The sequence below is a fragment of the Candidatus Marimicrobium litorale genome (genome assembly GCF_026262645.1).
Taxonomy (GTDB): domain Bacteria; phylum Pseudomonadota; class Gammaproteobacteria; order Pseudomonadales; family Halieaceae; genus Marimicrobium; species Marimicrobium litorale.
Window position 1 is genome coordinate 2865500 of the sequence record NZ_SHNO01000001.1, and the last position, 15489, is coordinate 2880988.

Here is a 15489-nt window from a genome sequence, read left to right on the forward strand (position 1 = left end):
ATGGTTAAACTGAGCGATAATCCAAGCATTGATACCGCGGCCAAGTTGGTGGGCCTGGCGGTTGTAATGTTCGCGTTTGTGTTTGTTGTAATGGTGCCTTTATACGATGTGCTCTGCGATACCCTCGGCATCAACGGTAAGACAGGGACTGAAGCGTATACGTCAGTGCCCGCGGCAGTGGATGAAAGCAGAGTCGTGACGGTGCAGTTTATTGCCACCAACAACGAGGGTATGCCATGGGGGTTCTCGCCTTCGACGAGCATCATGAAGGTCAACCCTGGCGCCGTTAACGACACGGTATTTCTCGCCAGGAATCCGCTGCCATTCGCGATGGTGGCGCAAGCAATCCCCAGCGTATCCCCAGCGCGGGCCGCGGCTTACTTTCACAAGACAGAGTGCTTCTGCTTTAACCGGCAGCCACTGGATGGGGGTGACTCTGCAGAGCTGCCTTTGCAATTTATTGTTGACCAGGACCTGCCGCGGGATATTGGAACAATCACCCTGTCCTATACGATTTTTGATGTGACAGAGAGGGCGGCTGGCGATCTGGCTAGTCGTTAACGCGCAGGGCCAGTCGCCCGCGTTCGAGAAACGGAGAAAAAAATGACGAGTCAGGCTTCCACAGAGTACGAAAAGTATTACGTACCCGAGAAGAGCCGGTTGGCAATTTGTGCGACGGCCGGACTTATTCTGAGCATTTTTGGTGCCGCCAGTATCATGAATGATATGACATTTGGTGACCCTGAGGAGAGCACCTACTCCTGGTCTATCTTTCTGGTTGGACTATTCTTTTTTATGGCGACGTTGTTTTCGTGGTTCAAGATAGCTATCGATGAAAACATCGCGGGCCTGAACAGCGCCCAACTGAAGAAATCCTACGTGCTTGGGATGTTCTGGTTTATTTTTTCCGAGGTCATGTTCTTTTTCGTCTTTTTTGGCACGTTATATTATGTTCGCTCGCTTGTTGGCCCCTGGCTAGCGGGAGATGGTGAGGGTGGCAGGATGAACTACCTGCTGTGGGAGGGTTTTGAGTATGCCTGGCCCATGATGCAAACCCCTCAGGAGGCCGTAGGCGGCGCTGCGGTGCAACCCATCGCCAATAATGGCGACTTTACCAGTGCGCATACCAGTATGGCGTTTGCCGATGCGCACGCCTGGTACGCGTGGCTGCCCATGTGGAACACGGCCGTGCTGCTGACGTCCAGCCTCACCTGCCACTTCGCTCATACAAATATCCTCAAAGGCGACAGGTCTAAATTTAATCGCTGGCTCGGCATCACCGTAGCATTGGGCATGTTCTTCCTTTACTTGCAGTTCATGGAATACTACGAAGCGTATGAACTCTTTGGCCTGACGCTTAACTCCGGCATTTATGGTTCGACATTTTTTATGTTGACCGGGTTCCATGGTTTCCATGTATTTATGGGGATGACAATGCTTCTGATACAGCTGCTGCGGTCGGTTATTGGAAAGCAATTCACTGCAGAGGACCATTTTGGCTTCGAGGCCTCCAGCTGGTATTGGCATTTTGTGGACGTGGTCTGGGTCTTTCTGTTCCTGTTCGTTTATATTCTATAAAGGCGCGCGTCGTAAGGCGTGATGCCCCGCATAGAGCGGCGAGTCGACGTGTTTGTACTGCTTTGTACAGGCTACGTGATTCGCCGTTTTTGTCTCGGGAAATAAAGCCGGCCCCTGCGAATTATGGCTCAGGGAAGAGGAAATGCGCTCCTCTTTGCTCCGCAGGAGCACAGGTTCGTATCAGTCTTGTTCCAGCGACTCTTGACCCGCAGGTACAGGACCGCCATCCCAGGGGTTGCGGTGTCCGATTTGGCCGCTGGCGACACCGTAGATGATCAGGCCGAGCAGGCAGATAGCCAGAGAAATGCGTACGGCCAGCGAATGGAAGGTACGACGCTTTGTTTTTTCGCCCTGATCGATCATCAGGTAGTAAAATCCACTACCGAGACTGGCAATCAGAGCTATCATGAATACAACTATCGCGAATTTAAGCAATGAACTTCTCCTGCAAAAGTAGCAGACAGTATAAACCAGTTGGGTCGGCCGGCACCTGCTCTGTGGTGAGGAGTGCCCTATGAGTATTGGCTTCCGGTTTGAACCGGAGTGGCGTCTTACGCTGTTTGCTCTGGTGATGGTTCCCCTGCTGGCGGGGTTGGGCTTTTGGCAGTTGTCGCGCGCTGATGAAAAAGCAGGTTTGCGCGATGCCTTTGACGCACAGCAGGCGCTGGCGCCAGCACGCCTGGCGGATCTGGCGAATGCACCGAGAGAAGATCTGGCCTATCTGCCCGTGCGGCTCACGGGCCACTTCCGAGGGAAAGAGTACTTCCTTCTCGATAATAAAATGCAGCACGGTCGCTACGGCAACGAGGTTGTAGGGGTGTTTGAGCTGGAAGACGGCATGTTGGCCCTGGTAAACCGTGGCTGGATCGCGGCAGATCCAGCGCGCCGCAGTTTGCCCGACGTTCCAGACGTCTCTGGTCAAGTGACGATTCGCGGCCTGGTCTACCTCGCCCCGGGTAAACCTTATCTGTTAGCCGAACAAAAATTTTCCCAGGGTTGGCCGCGACGAGTACAGGCATTAGAGATGGATAAATTATCCCTGTTGCTTGCAGATGGACAGGCAAGCATGCTTTTCCCCTATCCGGTGCGTATCGATGCGGGCCAGCCAGGTGCTCTGTCGGTGGAGTGGAAGATTGTGAACGCCGGCCCTGCAAAACATGTCGGATACGCTGTGCAGTGGTTTGCGATGTCGTTTGTACTTGCACTGTTGTACTTTCTTCGTAGCAGCAACCTGCGGCAGTGGTGGAGTCAGAGAGGGGGTGCATAAGCCGGTGGAACAGACCAATCAGGGACGCATGATTCTGCTGTTGATAGCGGGTATTCCCTTGACGATGATACTCGCCGCGACCTGGCTGTGGTTTTTCGTCGCCCGGGGCGAGCTCGATATTGTCGGCGCGCTGGGCACGGCCAATCGTGGAGAGCTCATACAACCGCCGCGTCAGCTGCAGGATGCTCGTATTCGTGAGCTGTCCGGCCAGAAATTTGCCTTTTCAGATCTCGAGCCGCGCTGGTCTATGGTGGTTCCGGGAACAGACGGGCGATGCGATTCAGACTGTGAAAAAAGCCTGTACGAAACGCGACAGATACGCGTCGCGATAGGGAGAAATGTGAATCGTCTGCGCAGGATTTATATCAGTGACACCGATAGCGAAAATACGCAGTTCGCTGTAACGGCCCTGAGCGATGGACGCGCTGCGCCGAACAGTTTCACTGACTACCTGAAGATTGAGCACGATAGCCTTAAAGTGCTTTTGCTGTCCAAAGAAGAGCAGCGTGTGTTGTTTCCGGAACAGCAGGGAGACCCGACTACCTGGTACCTTGTCGACCCGGCGGGTTGGGTTATGATGGCGTACGACAACCAGGTGCCCTATAAAGACGTTATTGCGGACCTAAAATTTCTGCTCAAGAACTCCGGTGGTTAAGGGAGCATGACGGAGCTACAACACACAGAAACAGCTGGTTGGCGGGACTATAAGGAGCTGACGAAGCCCAATGTCGTTCTGCTGATGATCCTTACCTCTGCGATCGGTATGTTCATGGCGGTACCCGGTATGGTGCCGGTGCACGTGCTGATACTGGGAAATCTCGGTATTGCTCTATGTGCGGGCGCGGCGGCAGCGGTCAATCATCTCATTGACCAGCGTGTCGACCAGAAAATGGCCCGCACCCATAATCGTCCAATGGCTCGCGGCCGTGTCAGCAATCTGCAGGCGTCCCTGTTTGCTCTCGTACTGGGTACGCTGGGAATGACGATCCTCATTCTCTGGATCAACCCACTAACCGCCTGGCTTACTCTGGCATCGTTGGTGGGTTATGCCTTCGTTTATACATTATTCCTCAAGCGGGCAACGCCCCAGAACATTGTAATTGGCGGCCTTGCTGGAGCGGCTCCACCCCTTTTGGGGTGGACAGCAGTAACTGACGATATTCACGGACATGCGCTATTGCTGGTGCTGATTATTTTCGCGTGGACGCCACCACATTTCTGGGCGCTGGCTATTCACCGCAGGGAAGAGTATGCGGCGGTTGAGATACCAATGTTGCCGGTGACCCACGGTGTGGCGTTCACCAAGCTACATATTCTTCTGTATACGATCCTTATGTTCCTGATTACATTGTTGCCCTACGCGACGCGCATGAGCGGCCCGCTATACTTACTGGGCGCGGTGGTGCTGGGGCTTGGGTTTCTTTACTGGGCGATAGCGCTGATGCGCGGCAAGAACCCTAACGCACCGATGCAGACATTCAAGTACTCCATTATCTATTTGATGGCTCTATTTGTGATCATGCTGATTGATCACTACTTGTTTCCGGTGGCGACATTATGAGCCAGCGCAGCAATATACGACGGACGGTTCTTGTCCTGCTCGGCGTGATGGTGTTGTTCGTTGGTGGTTTTGTTTTGCGCGTTACACTGCCTCAGGAAATGTCTACTACTGAGCTGAAAGCGAACGGGCTTTATCTGCATGAGAAGCCGAGAAGCCTCGGACAGTTTCAGCTGGTGAATCAGAAGGGCGAGGCATTCGTCCCAGGCAGCTTGCAAGGGCGTTGGAGCCTGCTGTTTTTCGGCTTCACCTATTGTCCGGATGTCTGCCCTACTACGATGGCTTTTCTCGACAACTTTGTTGCGGGTCTCGACGAGGGCGAGCGGCTGGATACGCAGGTTGTGATGGTGTCAGTAGATCCCGCGCGGGACACAGTGGAGCAGCTGGCGCAATACGTGCCTTTCTTCAATCCAACATTTATAGGGGTGACGGGTGAATTTCTCGATATTCACCGCTTTGCGACAGCGTTGAATACGCCATTCAGGAAGGTGGCAGGGAGCGGAGATGATTACCAGGTCGATCATAGCGCCAACGTTGTGCTGATAAACCCCAGGGGGGATTACCACGGCTTTTTCAAGGCACCCCTGGACCGTGAAAAAATGATGAAGACCTATCGTGCCGCGAGGGATGGCTGGAAGCACTAGCCCTTGTGTACTATGCAGGGCCACTAACGCCTGCTTGCTAAGACGGCCTCATGCCATCAGGCCCCGAATAAAGGTAAGTTGCACTATGGATTCTGCCGCTACACCCCTCGTCCTGGTTGATGGCTCCTCCTATGTCTACCGGGCCTTTCATGCATTGCCAATGCTCACCACATCCTCGGGTCAGAATACGGGAGCGGTGAGAGGCGTGACCAGTATGTTGCGCCGTCTGCTGGCAGACTACCCTGGCAGCCCGGTGGCCGTAGTATTTGATGCTAAAGGCAAAACCTTCAGAGATGATATCTACCCGGAATACAAAGCGAACCGCCCACCCATGCCGGACGAGTTGCGTGAGCAGATTGAACCCATCCATGAAATCGTCAAAGCGATGGGTTTGCCCTACATTTGCGAGCCGGGCGTAGAAGCAGACGACGTGATAGGAACCTTGTCTTGTGAGGCCAGCAGAAAAGGGCTTGCCGTCGTAATCTCTACTGGCGATAAGGATATGGCCCAGTTGGTGGACTCTCATACTACCCTGGTCAACACCATGACCCAGACCATCATGGATGAAGCTGGCGTGCAGGAAAAGTTCGGTATACCGCCGTCGCTGATCATCGACTTTTTAGCCCTGATGGGCGACAAGGTGGACAATATCCCCGGAGTGCCCGGGGTGGGTGAAAAAACTGCGCTGGGGTTATTGCAGGGTTTGGGTAGTCTTGATGATATATACAACAATCTCGACAAGGTGGCGGCTCTTTCATTTCGTGGTGCCAAGACGATGGGCGCCAAGCTTGAAAAAGAGAGAGACAACGCTGACCTGTCCTACCGGTTGGCCACGATAAAAACCGATGTCCCCCTCGAGCTCACACTGGAACAGCTGAAAAATCAAACGCCCAACCGCGAAGACCTGGTTAAGTGGTTTACCAAACTGGAATTTCGCTCTTGGCTGGATGAGCTGCTTGACGATACTGAAACACCCGCGATAACTTTCGAGGAGCCCCCTGCTGTCGATTACGATATCGTTACAGACCAGTCTGCGTTCGATGCCTGGCTGAAGGCGCTAAAGGAATCAGAGCTCTTTGCCTTCGATACGGAAACCACCAGTCTCAATTATATGGATGCGCGAATCGTCGGGGTATCCTTTGCAATAGAACCAGGCCGGGCGGCCTATGTCCCGCTGGCGCACGATTATCTCGATGCTCCGCCGCAGTTGTCGCGAGACGATGTGCTTGCTGCCTTGAAACCACTGCTTGAGGACAGCAGCGCGGCCAAGGTTGGACAGAATCTTAAATACGATGCCAGTGTGCTCGCTAACCACGGCATTACCCTGCGCGGCATCCGTTTCGACACGATGCTCGAATCCTATGTGCTTGATTCAACCGCCACCCGACATGATATGAATAGTCTTGCCCTGAAGTATCTGGGGCAGAGAACGATTCATTTCGAGGATGTTGCAGGTAAAGGGGCCAAGCAGCTTTCTTTTAATGAGGTCCGGCTTGAGGAGGCGGGCCCCTATGCCGCGGAGGACGCCGATATTACCTTGCGACTGCATGACCACCTTTGGCACAAGCTAGAGGAGCAGGGCGATTTGAAGAATGTACTGGTAGATCTTGAGGTGCCGTTAGTCCCGGTGCTGTCGCGCATTGAGCGGGAGGGCGCGCTGGTATCGCGCGATCTCTTGCAAAAACAGAGCCTCGAACTGGGAGAGCGTTTAAAGGAACTTGAGTCTCAGGCGTATGACCTCGCGGGGCAGGCGTTTAATCTGGGCTCGCCTAAACAGTTGGGCGAGATTCTCTTTCAAAAACTGGAGCTGCCAGTAATCAAGAAAACACCAAAAGGTGCGCCCTCGACCGCCGAAGAGGTGCTCGCTGAGCTGGCGCTGGACTACCCGCTGCCAAAGCTGTTACTGGAATATCGCAGCCTCAGTAAACTAAAATCTACTTACACTGACAAACTCCCCCAGATGCTTAATAGCGTCACCGGTCGAGTCCATACCTCCTACCATCAGGCGGTAACGGCGACAGGTCGTCTGTCTTCTTCTGATCCTAACCTGCAGAATATTCCGATTCGGACAGGCGAGGGCCGCCGCATTCGACAGGCCTTCATCGCGCCGCCCGGGCACAAGATTCTTGCGGCGGATTATTCACAAATTGAACTGCGGATCATGGCACACCTGTCCGCCGACACCGGCTTGCTGAATGCGTTTAAAGAAGGACAGGACGTTCACGCGGCGACGGCTTCAGAAGTGTTTGAAGTGTCGCTAGCAGCAGTGTCCGTAGACCAGCGCCGCAAAGCCAAGGCGATCAACTTTGGCCTGATTTACGGTATGTCAGCTTTTGGTCTCGCCAAGCAGTTACATCTCGGGCGAAGCGAGGCGCAGGAATATATCGACCGCTATTTCGCGCGTTACCCTGGCGTGGCGGACTATATGGACCGCACCCGTGCTCTGGCCAAAGAGCAGGGGTATGTGCAAACACTCTTTGGTCGACGGTTGTATCTGCCGGAAATCAATGCGCGCAATAAAATGCGTGTTCAGGCTGCCGAGAGGACTGCGATTAACGCGCCCATGCAGGGCACCGCTGCAGATATCATCAAGAGGGCCATGCTCTCTGTCGACGACTGGTTGCAGCAGGGCGATGTGCATGCCCGCATGATCATGCAGGTACACGATGAGCTTGTGTTTGAGGTTGCCGAAGACGAGGTTGAATCTGTCAGCGATCGTATCTGCGCACTGATGTCAGGCGCCGCGGAGCTGGCGGTACCCCTGCTGGTGGAAGCGGGTGTGGGCGACAACTGGGATGAGGCACATTGATCCGGTTGCCCCGAAATAGCAATCGGCGATAGATTAAATGGAACGTTGTGTGTAACGCTCCATGTCGTGTGTTTCTCCTTCGCAGCGCCAACAACGGCTGCTTGAGGCAGCGATAGTCGCTATCCGGATTGAGCCAGAACTAAAGTAGCAGGGCCGAGTCGGCGGGTGTTGCTGGAGCTATGCGCTCCGGATATTTCCGGAACGCATAGTGAAGTACAAAGAGACTAAAAATCTTTGCGGATCGTTAAACCCCAGGTGAGAGGCTCTGTGTAGTAAGCGATGTAACGGCCGGTTTGCGCAGGGGCATCGGCGATGGTGCTTGTATACATTTCATCGGTCAGGTTACGGCCCCACAGAGTCAGCACGGTGTCCCAAGGCTCATAGCGGACGCCCACGCGAGCGTTAACCAAAGCGTAGGCGTCGTCGAATTTTTCCGGGTCGTTGTTGACGTCGGTCATGCGCTTGTCGGTCCAGATGTACTCCGCGTACACAAAGCCTTCCAGTGCATCGCTCAGACGGAAGTTCTGGTTACCAGTGACGACCACAACATTTTCGGGATTGCCAGATAAGTCTCCGCCGCTTCGATCACAGGCTCCGGAAGGACCGTTAGGGTTCGGGTTGCCTGGATCAGGCTGACCCGTCTGCCAGGGCTGCCCGGTCCAGCAGGGGCCATCCTCAAAATTCTCATACTCGCCGTGGTTATAGGCGTATGCCAGTGTCAACGTGGTGGAGTCGGTAGCGGCCCAGTTCAGATCGATTTCACCGCCGTAGGTCTCTGCGGTGCCCGCATTGCTTAGAACAAATCCACCGCCCTGGAAGGAAACAGTCTGCAGGTTATCGGTATCTGTCTTATGCAATGCTACGTTTACCCTTAGAGCCTGCTCGGGGAATTCTGCTTTCATACCCACTTCGTACGACTTTGCCTCTTCGGCATCGAAGATGGGGTTGAAGGCCGGGTCGATGCGGTCTGTGTTAATACCACCGGATTTGTAACCCGTACCGTAGGACCCGTACAGCATGATTGCATCGGTCGCGAACCAGCTTAGCTTGACGGTCCCGGTGACCTTATTGTCATCAAAGTCTTCTTTGAGGTCGGGTGTCGGAGTCAGGGGCGGGAACGCAGTGAAACCCAAATTCCCTGTCGGATCCCCTGGTATGGGGAAATCCTGAGTGAAGACATTCTCCATTTCCTTGTCTTCGTAGGTCCAGCGCAGGCCAGCCGTTAGTACTAATGCATCTGTCAGGTTGTAATCGGCCTGACCGAACACCGCGTAGCTTTCATGGGTCTGGTCGTTGAGGTCGCGGGAGCCTGTGTCGGCGATAAAAAATGAGCTTGGAAAGGTAGGCCCGAGAGCGATGATAGTGGTGTCTTTACCTACTGTTGTGGTGCGGTCGTTTTTCAGTTTCTGGTGGTAGTAATACAAACCAGCGACATAGTTGAGCTTATCTGTATCACCGGTAATGCGAAACTCCTGTGTGAACTGCTCCTGGTCCGAATCATTGATTCGATAGGCGCCGTCGAGGTTAGTAAATAGGATGTCAGCGTCGTCGAAGGAGGAATGCTCCCGGTAGGCGGTAATGCTCGTGACGAGAAAGGGGTCTGTTTCCCAATCGACTTGTACCGAGACACCTTTATCGTCATTTTTGGATTTGGGCTCGCGGCCCGCGGTGACAACCTGGTCATCATCCCAGTCATTGCCGTTAAGTACTACGCCGCCTGCGTCGGCAATGTACTGATCGGTAGGCCCATTTGCTGGCGGCGGATTCCAATTCGGATTTGCGGGGAGCGTTCCGCCATCCTGTGGGAAGAAGTTATTCTTCCATGTGCCGGTGCCGCAGCAGACTTCATTGACTTTTGACTGGTCTATGATCGTGCGCACGGTCAGGTCGTCTGTCGGAGTATAGAGCGCTTGTAGACGCACCCCCCAGCGATCCCTGTCATTGAACGCGTCGTTCTTTTTCACGCCATCTTGCCCTATCCAGTCGACATAGCCGTCACGGTTCATGTAAAAACCGGTACCGCGAACAGCCAGCACATCATCTATGATGGTTAGCGACTTGGCGCCGCTCACACCGTAGAGATCGTAATCGCCGGCCGTTGCCTCGAGGAAACCGGTACCTTCAAAGTCAGGTGCCACCGAGTTTATCTGCACTGCGCCTGCGGGAGTATTGCGACCGAACAGCGTACCCTGGGGGCCTCGCAGCACTTCCACTGACGCCACATCCAGCAAGTTATTGATCATGGATCCCTGTCGAGCGCGGTAGACACCATCGACATAAAGCCCCACTGACGATTCCAGGCCGAAGTTCTGTGAGCTGGTGAATACGCCGCGGATAGAGAAGGTCGATGTCGTAGATGTCTGGCTTTGGCTAACGATCAGGCTGGGGGCATTGACCTGCAGGTCAAACATATCTTTCACGCCGGCTCTTTCGAGCATCTCCCCGGTGAAGGCCGAAACGGCTATGGGCACATCCTGGAGACTTTGCTCCCGTTTTTGGGCGGTAACAATCACCTCTTCAAGCATGCCTTGCGTTAAGGCCGGGCTGGCGGCCAGTGATCCAATCAGCAAGCCGGCGGCTAGCTTGCTGTATGAGAGTGCATGACGATTCATATTTTTATCCCCAAGTTCGGTGGAGGCGAGATAGCCTTCCTTCCATGGTGTCTTTGCGGCCTTCATAATACTCACAATAGCCCGTAAAGGTATACCCCTCGGGATTCAGGGATTTGGGGCGCAGGCGGGTTTGCCGCTGGCTTTTGCAGGTCTGACGATGGGGCCAGAACAGGAAAAATGGAAAACGGTGGAGATCTAAATGAACTTTCTGCTCCAAAGAGCATCTGATCAGGGGTAGTGAGAGCTATGTCCCTGAGTGATTCAGCCTCTGAATCGCTGTTAGCTCGTCTCTTTCCCTAAGAGACCTTGTAGGCCCCGTCTGCTCCTTCACGGAGTGGGCGGGGCATTTTTTACCCGCCACGACGCCCTTGCGCCGCGCCCTCTTAACCCGTTAGCCACTTATCCAGTGTCGCCGTCAGCTCCTCATGGCCTGTATGCTTCAGGGCGGAGAACAGTTGCACGCTGGCGCGTTCGCCCAAGGGTTCAAGTGCGGAACGCACTTTCAGCAGGGTAGCGCTCGCCGCGCCCCGTTTCAGCTTGTCCGCCTTGGTCAGCAGGATATGCACGGGCATGTTTGCCGATTGCGTCCAGTCCAGCATTTGCTGGTCGAAAGGCTGCAGCGGGTGGCGAATGTCCATCAGTACGATCAATCCTCGCAGGCACTCGCGCTTCTGCAGATAATTCTCGAGTTGCCGCGTCCACTCCTGTTTGACTTTCAGGGGCACCTTGGCAAACCCATATCCAGGCAAGTCCACCAGTCGCTGGCTCTCAGACAGCGTAAAAAAATTGATCAGCTGTGTACGTCCAGGTGTTTTGGAGGTCTTTGCGAGCTTGTTATTTGTCGTCAAGCTATTGATTGCGCTCGATTTTCCAGCATTAGACCGGCCCGCAAAGGCCACTTCCCAGCCCTCGTCCGGCGGGCACTGGTTGAGCTTGGCCGCGCTGGTGAGAAACTGGGCCCCACGGTAATTTGGCGTCTTTGGCGGGTGGTCCCGTCCGGATTCGGTCATTGGGGTGATTGCCTTTTTTGGTGTGATTATCTCGTATATAATGCCACAGCTTTTTTCGTCTGTTATCAAACGCTTGTAAGGTAGTTTGGTTTAGTCGCCCACAACGTAGAGGTTTTCCCATGAAGAAGCTTTTCGCAGCAGTTTTGATGTGTTCGGCCCTCGGGGCCCAGGCCGCTGACGCGCCCGCCAAGTACCAGTCGTCCTGCTTCGCCTGTCACTACAGTGGTGCCGCCGGCGCGCCCAAAACCCATGACACTGCAGCATGGGCGCCCCGCATGGCCAAGGGCATGCCCACGCTAGTTCAGTCGGTCAAGGATGGCCTCAACGGGATGCCGCCAACAGGTCTGTGTGCTGATTGCACCGATGAAGAATACCAGGCGTTGATCGTGTTTATGGCGTCACCGGCATCACAGTAAAAACAGTTAACACTCACGCATTACCGGAATTTGACATGAAAAAACAAGCGATCCTGCTCTGCCTGACACTGGGCCTTGTATCGTCCGGCCTCGCAGCGGAGAGACCTGCTGGCGATGCGGCGGCAGGTAAGAACGAGGCGGCCACCTGCGTCGCATGCCATGGTGAGGATGGTAATGGTCCTGCGCCCTTTCCCAAGCTCGCGGGCCAGGGCGAGAAATATCTTTACAAGCAGTTGCAGGACATTCGCGATGGTGCGCGTATGGTGCCTACGATGATCGGGCAGGTGGACGACAAGAGCGACCAGGAGTTGGCGGATATCGCAGCGTATTTTTCCAGTCAGGAAACAAGCGGCGGCCAAACCGATCCGGCCCTGCTTGAGCTGGGTGCAAAGATTTATCGCAGCGGCGTGGCAGAACGCAACGTGGCGGCCTGTATTGCCTGTCACTCTCCCTCCGGGCAGGGTAACGCCCCGGGCGGCTTCCCTTCACTGGCAGGACAACATGCTCAGTATGTCGCAGACCAGCTGCGCGCATACCGCACGGGATACGACGACCCGTCGGGACGCACCAACGATGGCGATGCCAAGATCATGCGCAGCGTGGCGTTTGCCCTGAGTGATAGGGAGATTGAAGCGGTGTCGAGCTACGTATCAGGGCTGCACTAGGGCAGAAAAGAGTGTTTGCTGTATTTTTTGAGAACGATGGGTCTGTCCTGTTGTCCTACTCACTGGTGAATGGATTGTCGAGGGAATCATGATCAAACAAATTTTATTGACGCTGTCTTTACTCACAATCGGCCTCGCGAATGCTATAGCCGACAGTGCTGAAGCATATGTTTCAGGTACCCATTACGATGTGATCAATCCACCGATCCGGGTGGTAGAGCCCGGTAAAATCGAACTCGCAGAGTTTTTCTGGTACGGCTGCGGGCACTGTTACACCTTCGAGGCAGTGATTGGTCAATGGAAAAAAACCATGCCGGATGATGTCAGCTTCCGCGGTATCCCTGCCGTATGGCGAGGTGTCATGGAGCTGCATGCCAAAGCGTACTACACAGCCCAGGTGCTCGGTGTTCTCGATACCATGAACCCCGTTATTTTTCGGGCAATGAACGAAGAACGCAAACCACTTGGCACTGATGCCGACATAGAAGCCCTGTTTGTGGCTAACGGTGTTTCCCGGGAAGACTTTAACAAGGCGTACAATTCGTTTGGTGTTAACAGCCAGGTGAGTCAGGGCGTCGCCGCTGCCAAGGGCGCACGGGTGACAGGCACTCCATCGCTAATGGTTAACGGTAAGTATCTGATCAGCGCTGGGAAGGCTGGTGATCAGGCGGACATGCTGAAAGTGGCGGAATACCTCATCGAGCAGGAACGTCTATCGGCCAATTGATGGCGTGACCTTCGCCGTCGCAAAGAGCGGTGTTCGCTGTCCTGCACCCCTCAAAAACAAGGGCAGTAGTGGACGCCTGGATTTTCCGAAGCCCTCCCCCGATGCATAGCTCTGCGCCACTTGGCGCGAGAGGTATCTGTACTTTTGATGTCGTGCTGGCCTAATATCGGGGCGGATCATAGATAAGGGAGTTTGGTATGGAATCACTGTTGATATGGGCGGGCCTGGGCGTTGTCCTGATTGTCATCCTGAGCAAGATTGTCAGGATTGTTCCGCAGAACGAAGCATTTGTGGTCGAGCGTTTGGGTAAATACTCGGCGACGCTGGAAGCGGGTTTTCATATTCTGATTCCTTTCCTTGACCGTGTGGCATACAAGCATTCGCTGAAGGAGTTTGCCGTTGATGTGCCTCAACAGCAGGCCATTACCCGCGACAACGTCGCGCTCGGTGTCGACGGTGTGCTGTACATGCGGATAATGGACCCGAGGGCGGCCAGCTACGGCGTCGACAATCTTGGGTTTGCGATCACGCAGCTGGCCCAGACGACCATGCGTGCGGAGATTGGCAAGATCACGCTGGACCAGACGTTTGAGTCTCGCGAGTCGATTAATGCGCAAGTGACCAACGCTATTGACGAAGCATCCAATAGCTGGGGCACGAAAGTATTGCGCTATGAAGTGAAAGATATCGCGCCCCCTAGCAGTATTTTGGAAGAGATGGAAAAGCAGATGGCCGCAGAGCGTGAGCGTCGTGTTGCGGTCACGACATCAGAGGGCTATCGCGAGGCGCAGATCAATGAAGCGAACGGAGACAAGCAAGCTACCATTTTGCGCGCTCAGGGCTCGGCGGAGTCGGTGTTAATCGAAGCGCGTGCGCGGGCCGAGGCGATTAAAGCCATCTCTCAGGCGATTACTCAGGAAGGGGGCACTACTGCGGTTGCTCAGCAACTATCCGAGCAATACATTGCCGCTTTCGAAAAACTGGCGCGCAACGGCACTGTGGCTTTGATTCCTTCTGATGGCTCCGACGTATCGTCCGTGGTAGGCAAGGCGTTCACTGCATTCGAGACGCTCAAAGGACAGGTCGACCAAGCGGAGCAAATCTGACATGGCAGCGGCCACACCTTTCTTCTTTTATCTGATAGCGGCGATCATTCTGATTGTTCTTGAGCTGCTTGTTTTTCAGCTCAGTGTATTCTGGTTATTATTCCTTGGGGCGGGCGCCCTGGCCGCTGCAGCTGTCGCGTTTGTCTACCAGGATGCCGGCTGGATACTGACAACCGCGGTGTTCGTCCTGAGTACTGCAGTGATCGCCTTAATGGCTTATCGGCCACTTAAGCGCTGGCAAAGTAGACCGGGTAAGATGCCGGGTAACGACGCCATTGGTCAGCAGGTGGTAGTGCTTAGTGACATCGGTCCCAGAGCTGCGGGTACAGTCCAGTGGTCAGGCACCGATTGGCGTGCTGAACTCGACGCGTCGACTGATATTGTTCTCGCGAAAGGCAGTACAGCAACCATCATCGGGCTGGAGGGTATTACTCTCACAGTGGCATAGCCGAACCCACTTTCAGTCGTGTGTCACATGCCGCTGGTGTAAGTCTCCAGAGAGGTTTTTCCGCTGGCGCGGATCTGCCGAAATGCTATTGCGTACTCCTTCAGCATCGCCAGGCAATAGGTGAGGCGATCTTCGAAATACGTCTGCGCACTGGCATTGTTTTTTGTCGGGTCGTCGTTGAACAGTGTATCTACGTAGCGAATAATCAGGTGTTCCGGCAGATAGCAGATACGGCTATTCTTGTAACTGCTCATGCGCAGCTCTGCTACCGGGAACGAGCCGCCGTCGGCGGTTGAAACCGTGACAATCAGGGCTGGTTTGTGTGCCAGCTCGCCGCCGGCCGTCCACATCAGGAAAAAATTCTTCAGCCCAGCCGGTGCCATACCATGCCACTCCGGCGAGACAATCACGAAGCCATCGCAGGACAACAGCTCTTCACTCAGTGGCCTGAGGATTTCTTGCCAGCGGGTATCGTTGCCGTCCCACACGCCCTCATCCCAGAGGGGCAATGGGTTGCCACCCAGGTCATACAGCCAAGTTTCGTCACAGTGGCCCTGTTGCAACAACGCCTTCTCGATGCAGCGCGCTATCTTGCCGCTCTCTGACGGTTCGCGGTGGCTGCCACAGATTATACCGATCTTCATGGGTC

General features: G+C 54.6%; 16 protein-coding genes. 12 read left to right on the plus strand and 4 right to left on the minus strand.

The features are described 5' to 3' along the window. Together EYC82_RS12950 and EYC82_RS12955 are read left to right on the plus strand one after the other, a co-directional pair. Entirely contained in the window at positions 1-561 is a 561-nt protein-coding gene (locus EYC82_RS12950; protein ID WP_279249958.1) for a cytochrome c oxidase assembly protein, read from the plus strand. A 42-nt stretch (positions 562-603) separates the two neighbouring features. Beyond that, positions 604-1578, plus strand: coding sequence for a cytochrome c oxidase subunit 3 (locus EYC82_RS12955; RefSeq protein WP_279249959.1), 975 nt, complete (start codon positions 604-606; stop codon positions 1576-1578). Positions 1579-1758: 180 nt separating this feature from the next. Here EYC82_RS12955 and EYC82_RS12960 read toward each other — a convergent pair whose 3' ends face one another. Continuing rightward, positions 1759-2013 carry a DUF2909 domain-containing protein gene (locus tag EYC82_RS12960; protein ID WP_279249960.1) on the minus strand — a complete coding sequence of 85 codons (255 nt, stop codon included), beginning with the start codon at positions 2011-2013 and terminating at the stop codon, positions 1759-1761. A 79-nt stretch (positions 2014-2092) separates the two neighbouring features. Between EYC82_RS12960 and EYC82_RS12965 the strand changes: the two genes are divergently transcribed. The 5 genes from EYC82_RS12965 to polA all read left to right on the plus strand — a co-directional run bounded on the left by EYC82_RS12965 (position 2093) and on the right by polA (position 7856). Further along, positions 2093-2845, plus strand: a complete 753-nt coding sequence (locus EYC82_RS12965) for an SURF1 family protein (protein WP_279249961.1) — start codon at positions 2093-2095, stop codon at positions 2843-2845. Between the two features lie 4 nt (positions 2846-2849). Further along, the gene (locus tag EYC82_RS12970; RefSeq protein ID WP_279249962.1) at positions 2850-3500 is read left to right on the plus strand and encodes a hypothetical protein; all 651 of its coding nucleotides are present in this window, start codon (positions 2850-2852) and stop codon (positions 3498-3500) included. Between the two features lie 6 nt (positions 3501-3506). Continuing rightward, positions 3507-4406 carry a heme o synthase gene (gene cyoE / locus EYC82_RS12975; RefSeq protein ID WP_279249963.1) on the plus strand — a complete coding sequence of 300 codons (900 nt, stop codon included), beginning with the start codon at positions 3507-3509 and terminating at the stop codon, positions 4404-4406. Further along, positions 4403-5047 carry an SCO family protein gene (locus EYC82_RS12980; protein ID WP_279249964.1) on the plus strand — a complete coding sequence of 215 codons (645 nt, stop codon included), beginning with the start codon at positions 4403-4405 and terminating at the stop codon, positions 5045-5047. The genes cyoE and EYC82_RS12980 overlap by 4 nt, the downstream gene beginning before the upstream one ends. An 85-nt stretch (positions 5048-5132) precedes the next feature. After that, on the plus strand, positions 5133-7856 hold the full coding sequence (gene polA, locus EYC82_RS12985) for a DNA polymerase I (protein WP_279249965.1): 2724 nt from the start codon (positions 5133-5135) through the stop codon (positions 7854-7856). A gap of 224 nt (positions 7857-8080) precedes the next feature. Here the strand turns inward: polA and EYC82_RS12990 are convergent, their stop codons facing one another. Then, a complete protein-coding gene (locus EYC82_RS12990) occupies positions 8081-10534 on the minus strand; it encodes a TonB-dependent receptor (protein WP_279249966.1) in 2454 nt (817 codons plus the stop codon). A gap of 317 nt (positions 10535-10851) precedes the next feature. Next, on the minus strand, positions 10852-11478 hold the full coding sequence (gene yihA, locus EYC82_RS12995) for a ribosome biogenesis GTP-binding protein YihA/YsxC (protein ID WP_279249967.1): 627 nt from the start codon (positions 11476-11478) through the stop codon (positions 10852-10854). A gap of 119 nt (positions 11479-11597) precedes the next feature. Between yihA and EYC82_RS13000 the strand changes: the two genes are divergently transcribed. The 5 genes from EYC82_RS13000 to EYC82_RS13020 all read left to right on the plus strand — a co-directional run bounded on the left by EYC82_RS13000 (position 11598) and on the right by EYC82_RS13020 (position 14840). Further along, a complete protein-coding gene (locus EYC82_RS13000; protein ID WP_279249968.1) occupies positions 11598-11894 on the plus strand; it encodes a c-type cytochrome in 297 nt (98 codons plus the stop codon). A 35-nt stretch (positions 11895-11929) separates the two neighbouring features. Further along, positions 11930-12559, plus strand: a complete 630-nt coding sequence (locus EYC82_RS13005) for a c-type cytochrome (RefSeq protein ID WP_279249969.1) — start codon at positions 11930-11932, stop codon at positions 12557-12559. 88 nt (positions 12560-12647) lie between these two features. Continuing rightward, positions 12648-13286, plus strand: a complete 639-nt coding sequence (locus EYC82_RS13010) for a thiol:disulfide interchange protein DsbA/DsbL (protein ID WP_279249970.1) — start codon at positions 12648-12650, stop codon at positions 13284-13286. 197 nt (positions 13287-13483) lie between these two features. After that, positions 13484-14392, plus strand: coding sequence for an SPFH domain-containing protein (locus EYC82_RS13015; RefSeq protein WP_279249971.1), 909 nt, complete (start codon positions 13484-13486; stop codon positions 14390-14392). A gap of 1 nt (position 14393) precedes the next feature. After that, the gene (locus tag EYC82_RS13020) at positions 14394-14840 is read left to right on the plus strand and encodes an NfeD family protein (protein WP_279249972.1); all 447 of its coding nucleotides are present in this window, start codon (positions 14394-14396) and stop codon (positions 14838-14840) included. A gap of 23 nt (positions 14841-14863) precedes the next feature. Here the strand turns inward: EYC82_RS13020 and EYC82_RS13025 are convergent, their stop codons facing one another. Next, positions 14864-15484, minus strand: a complete 621-nt coding sequence (locus EYC82_RS13025) for an NADPH-dependent FMN reductase (protein WP_279249973.1) — start codon at positions 15482-15484, stop codon at positions 14864-14866. Positions 15485-15489: the final 5 nt, after the last annotated feature.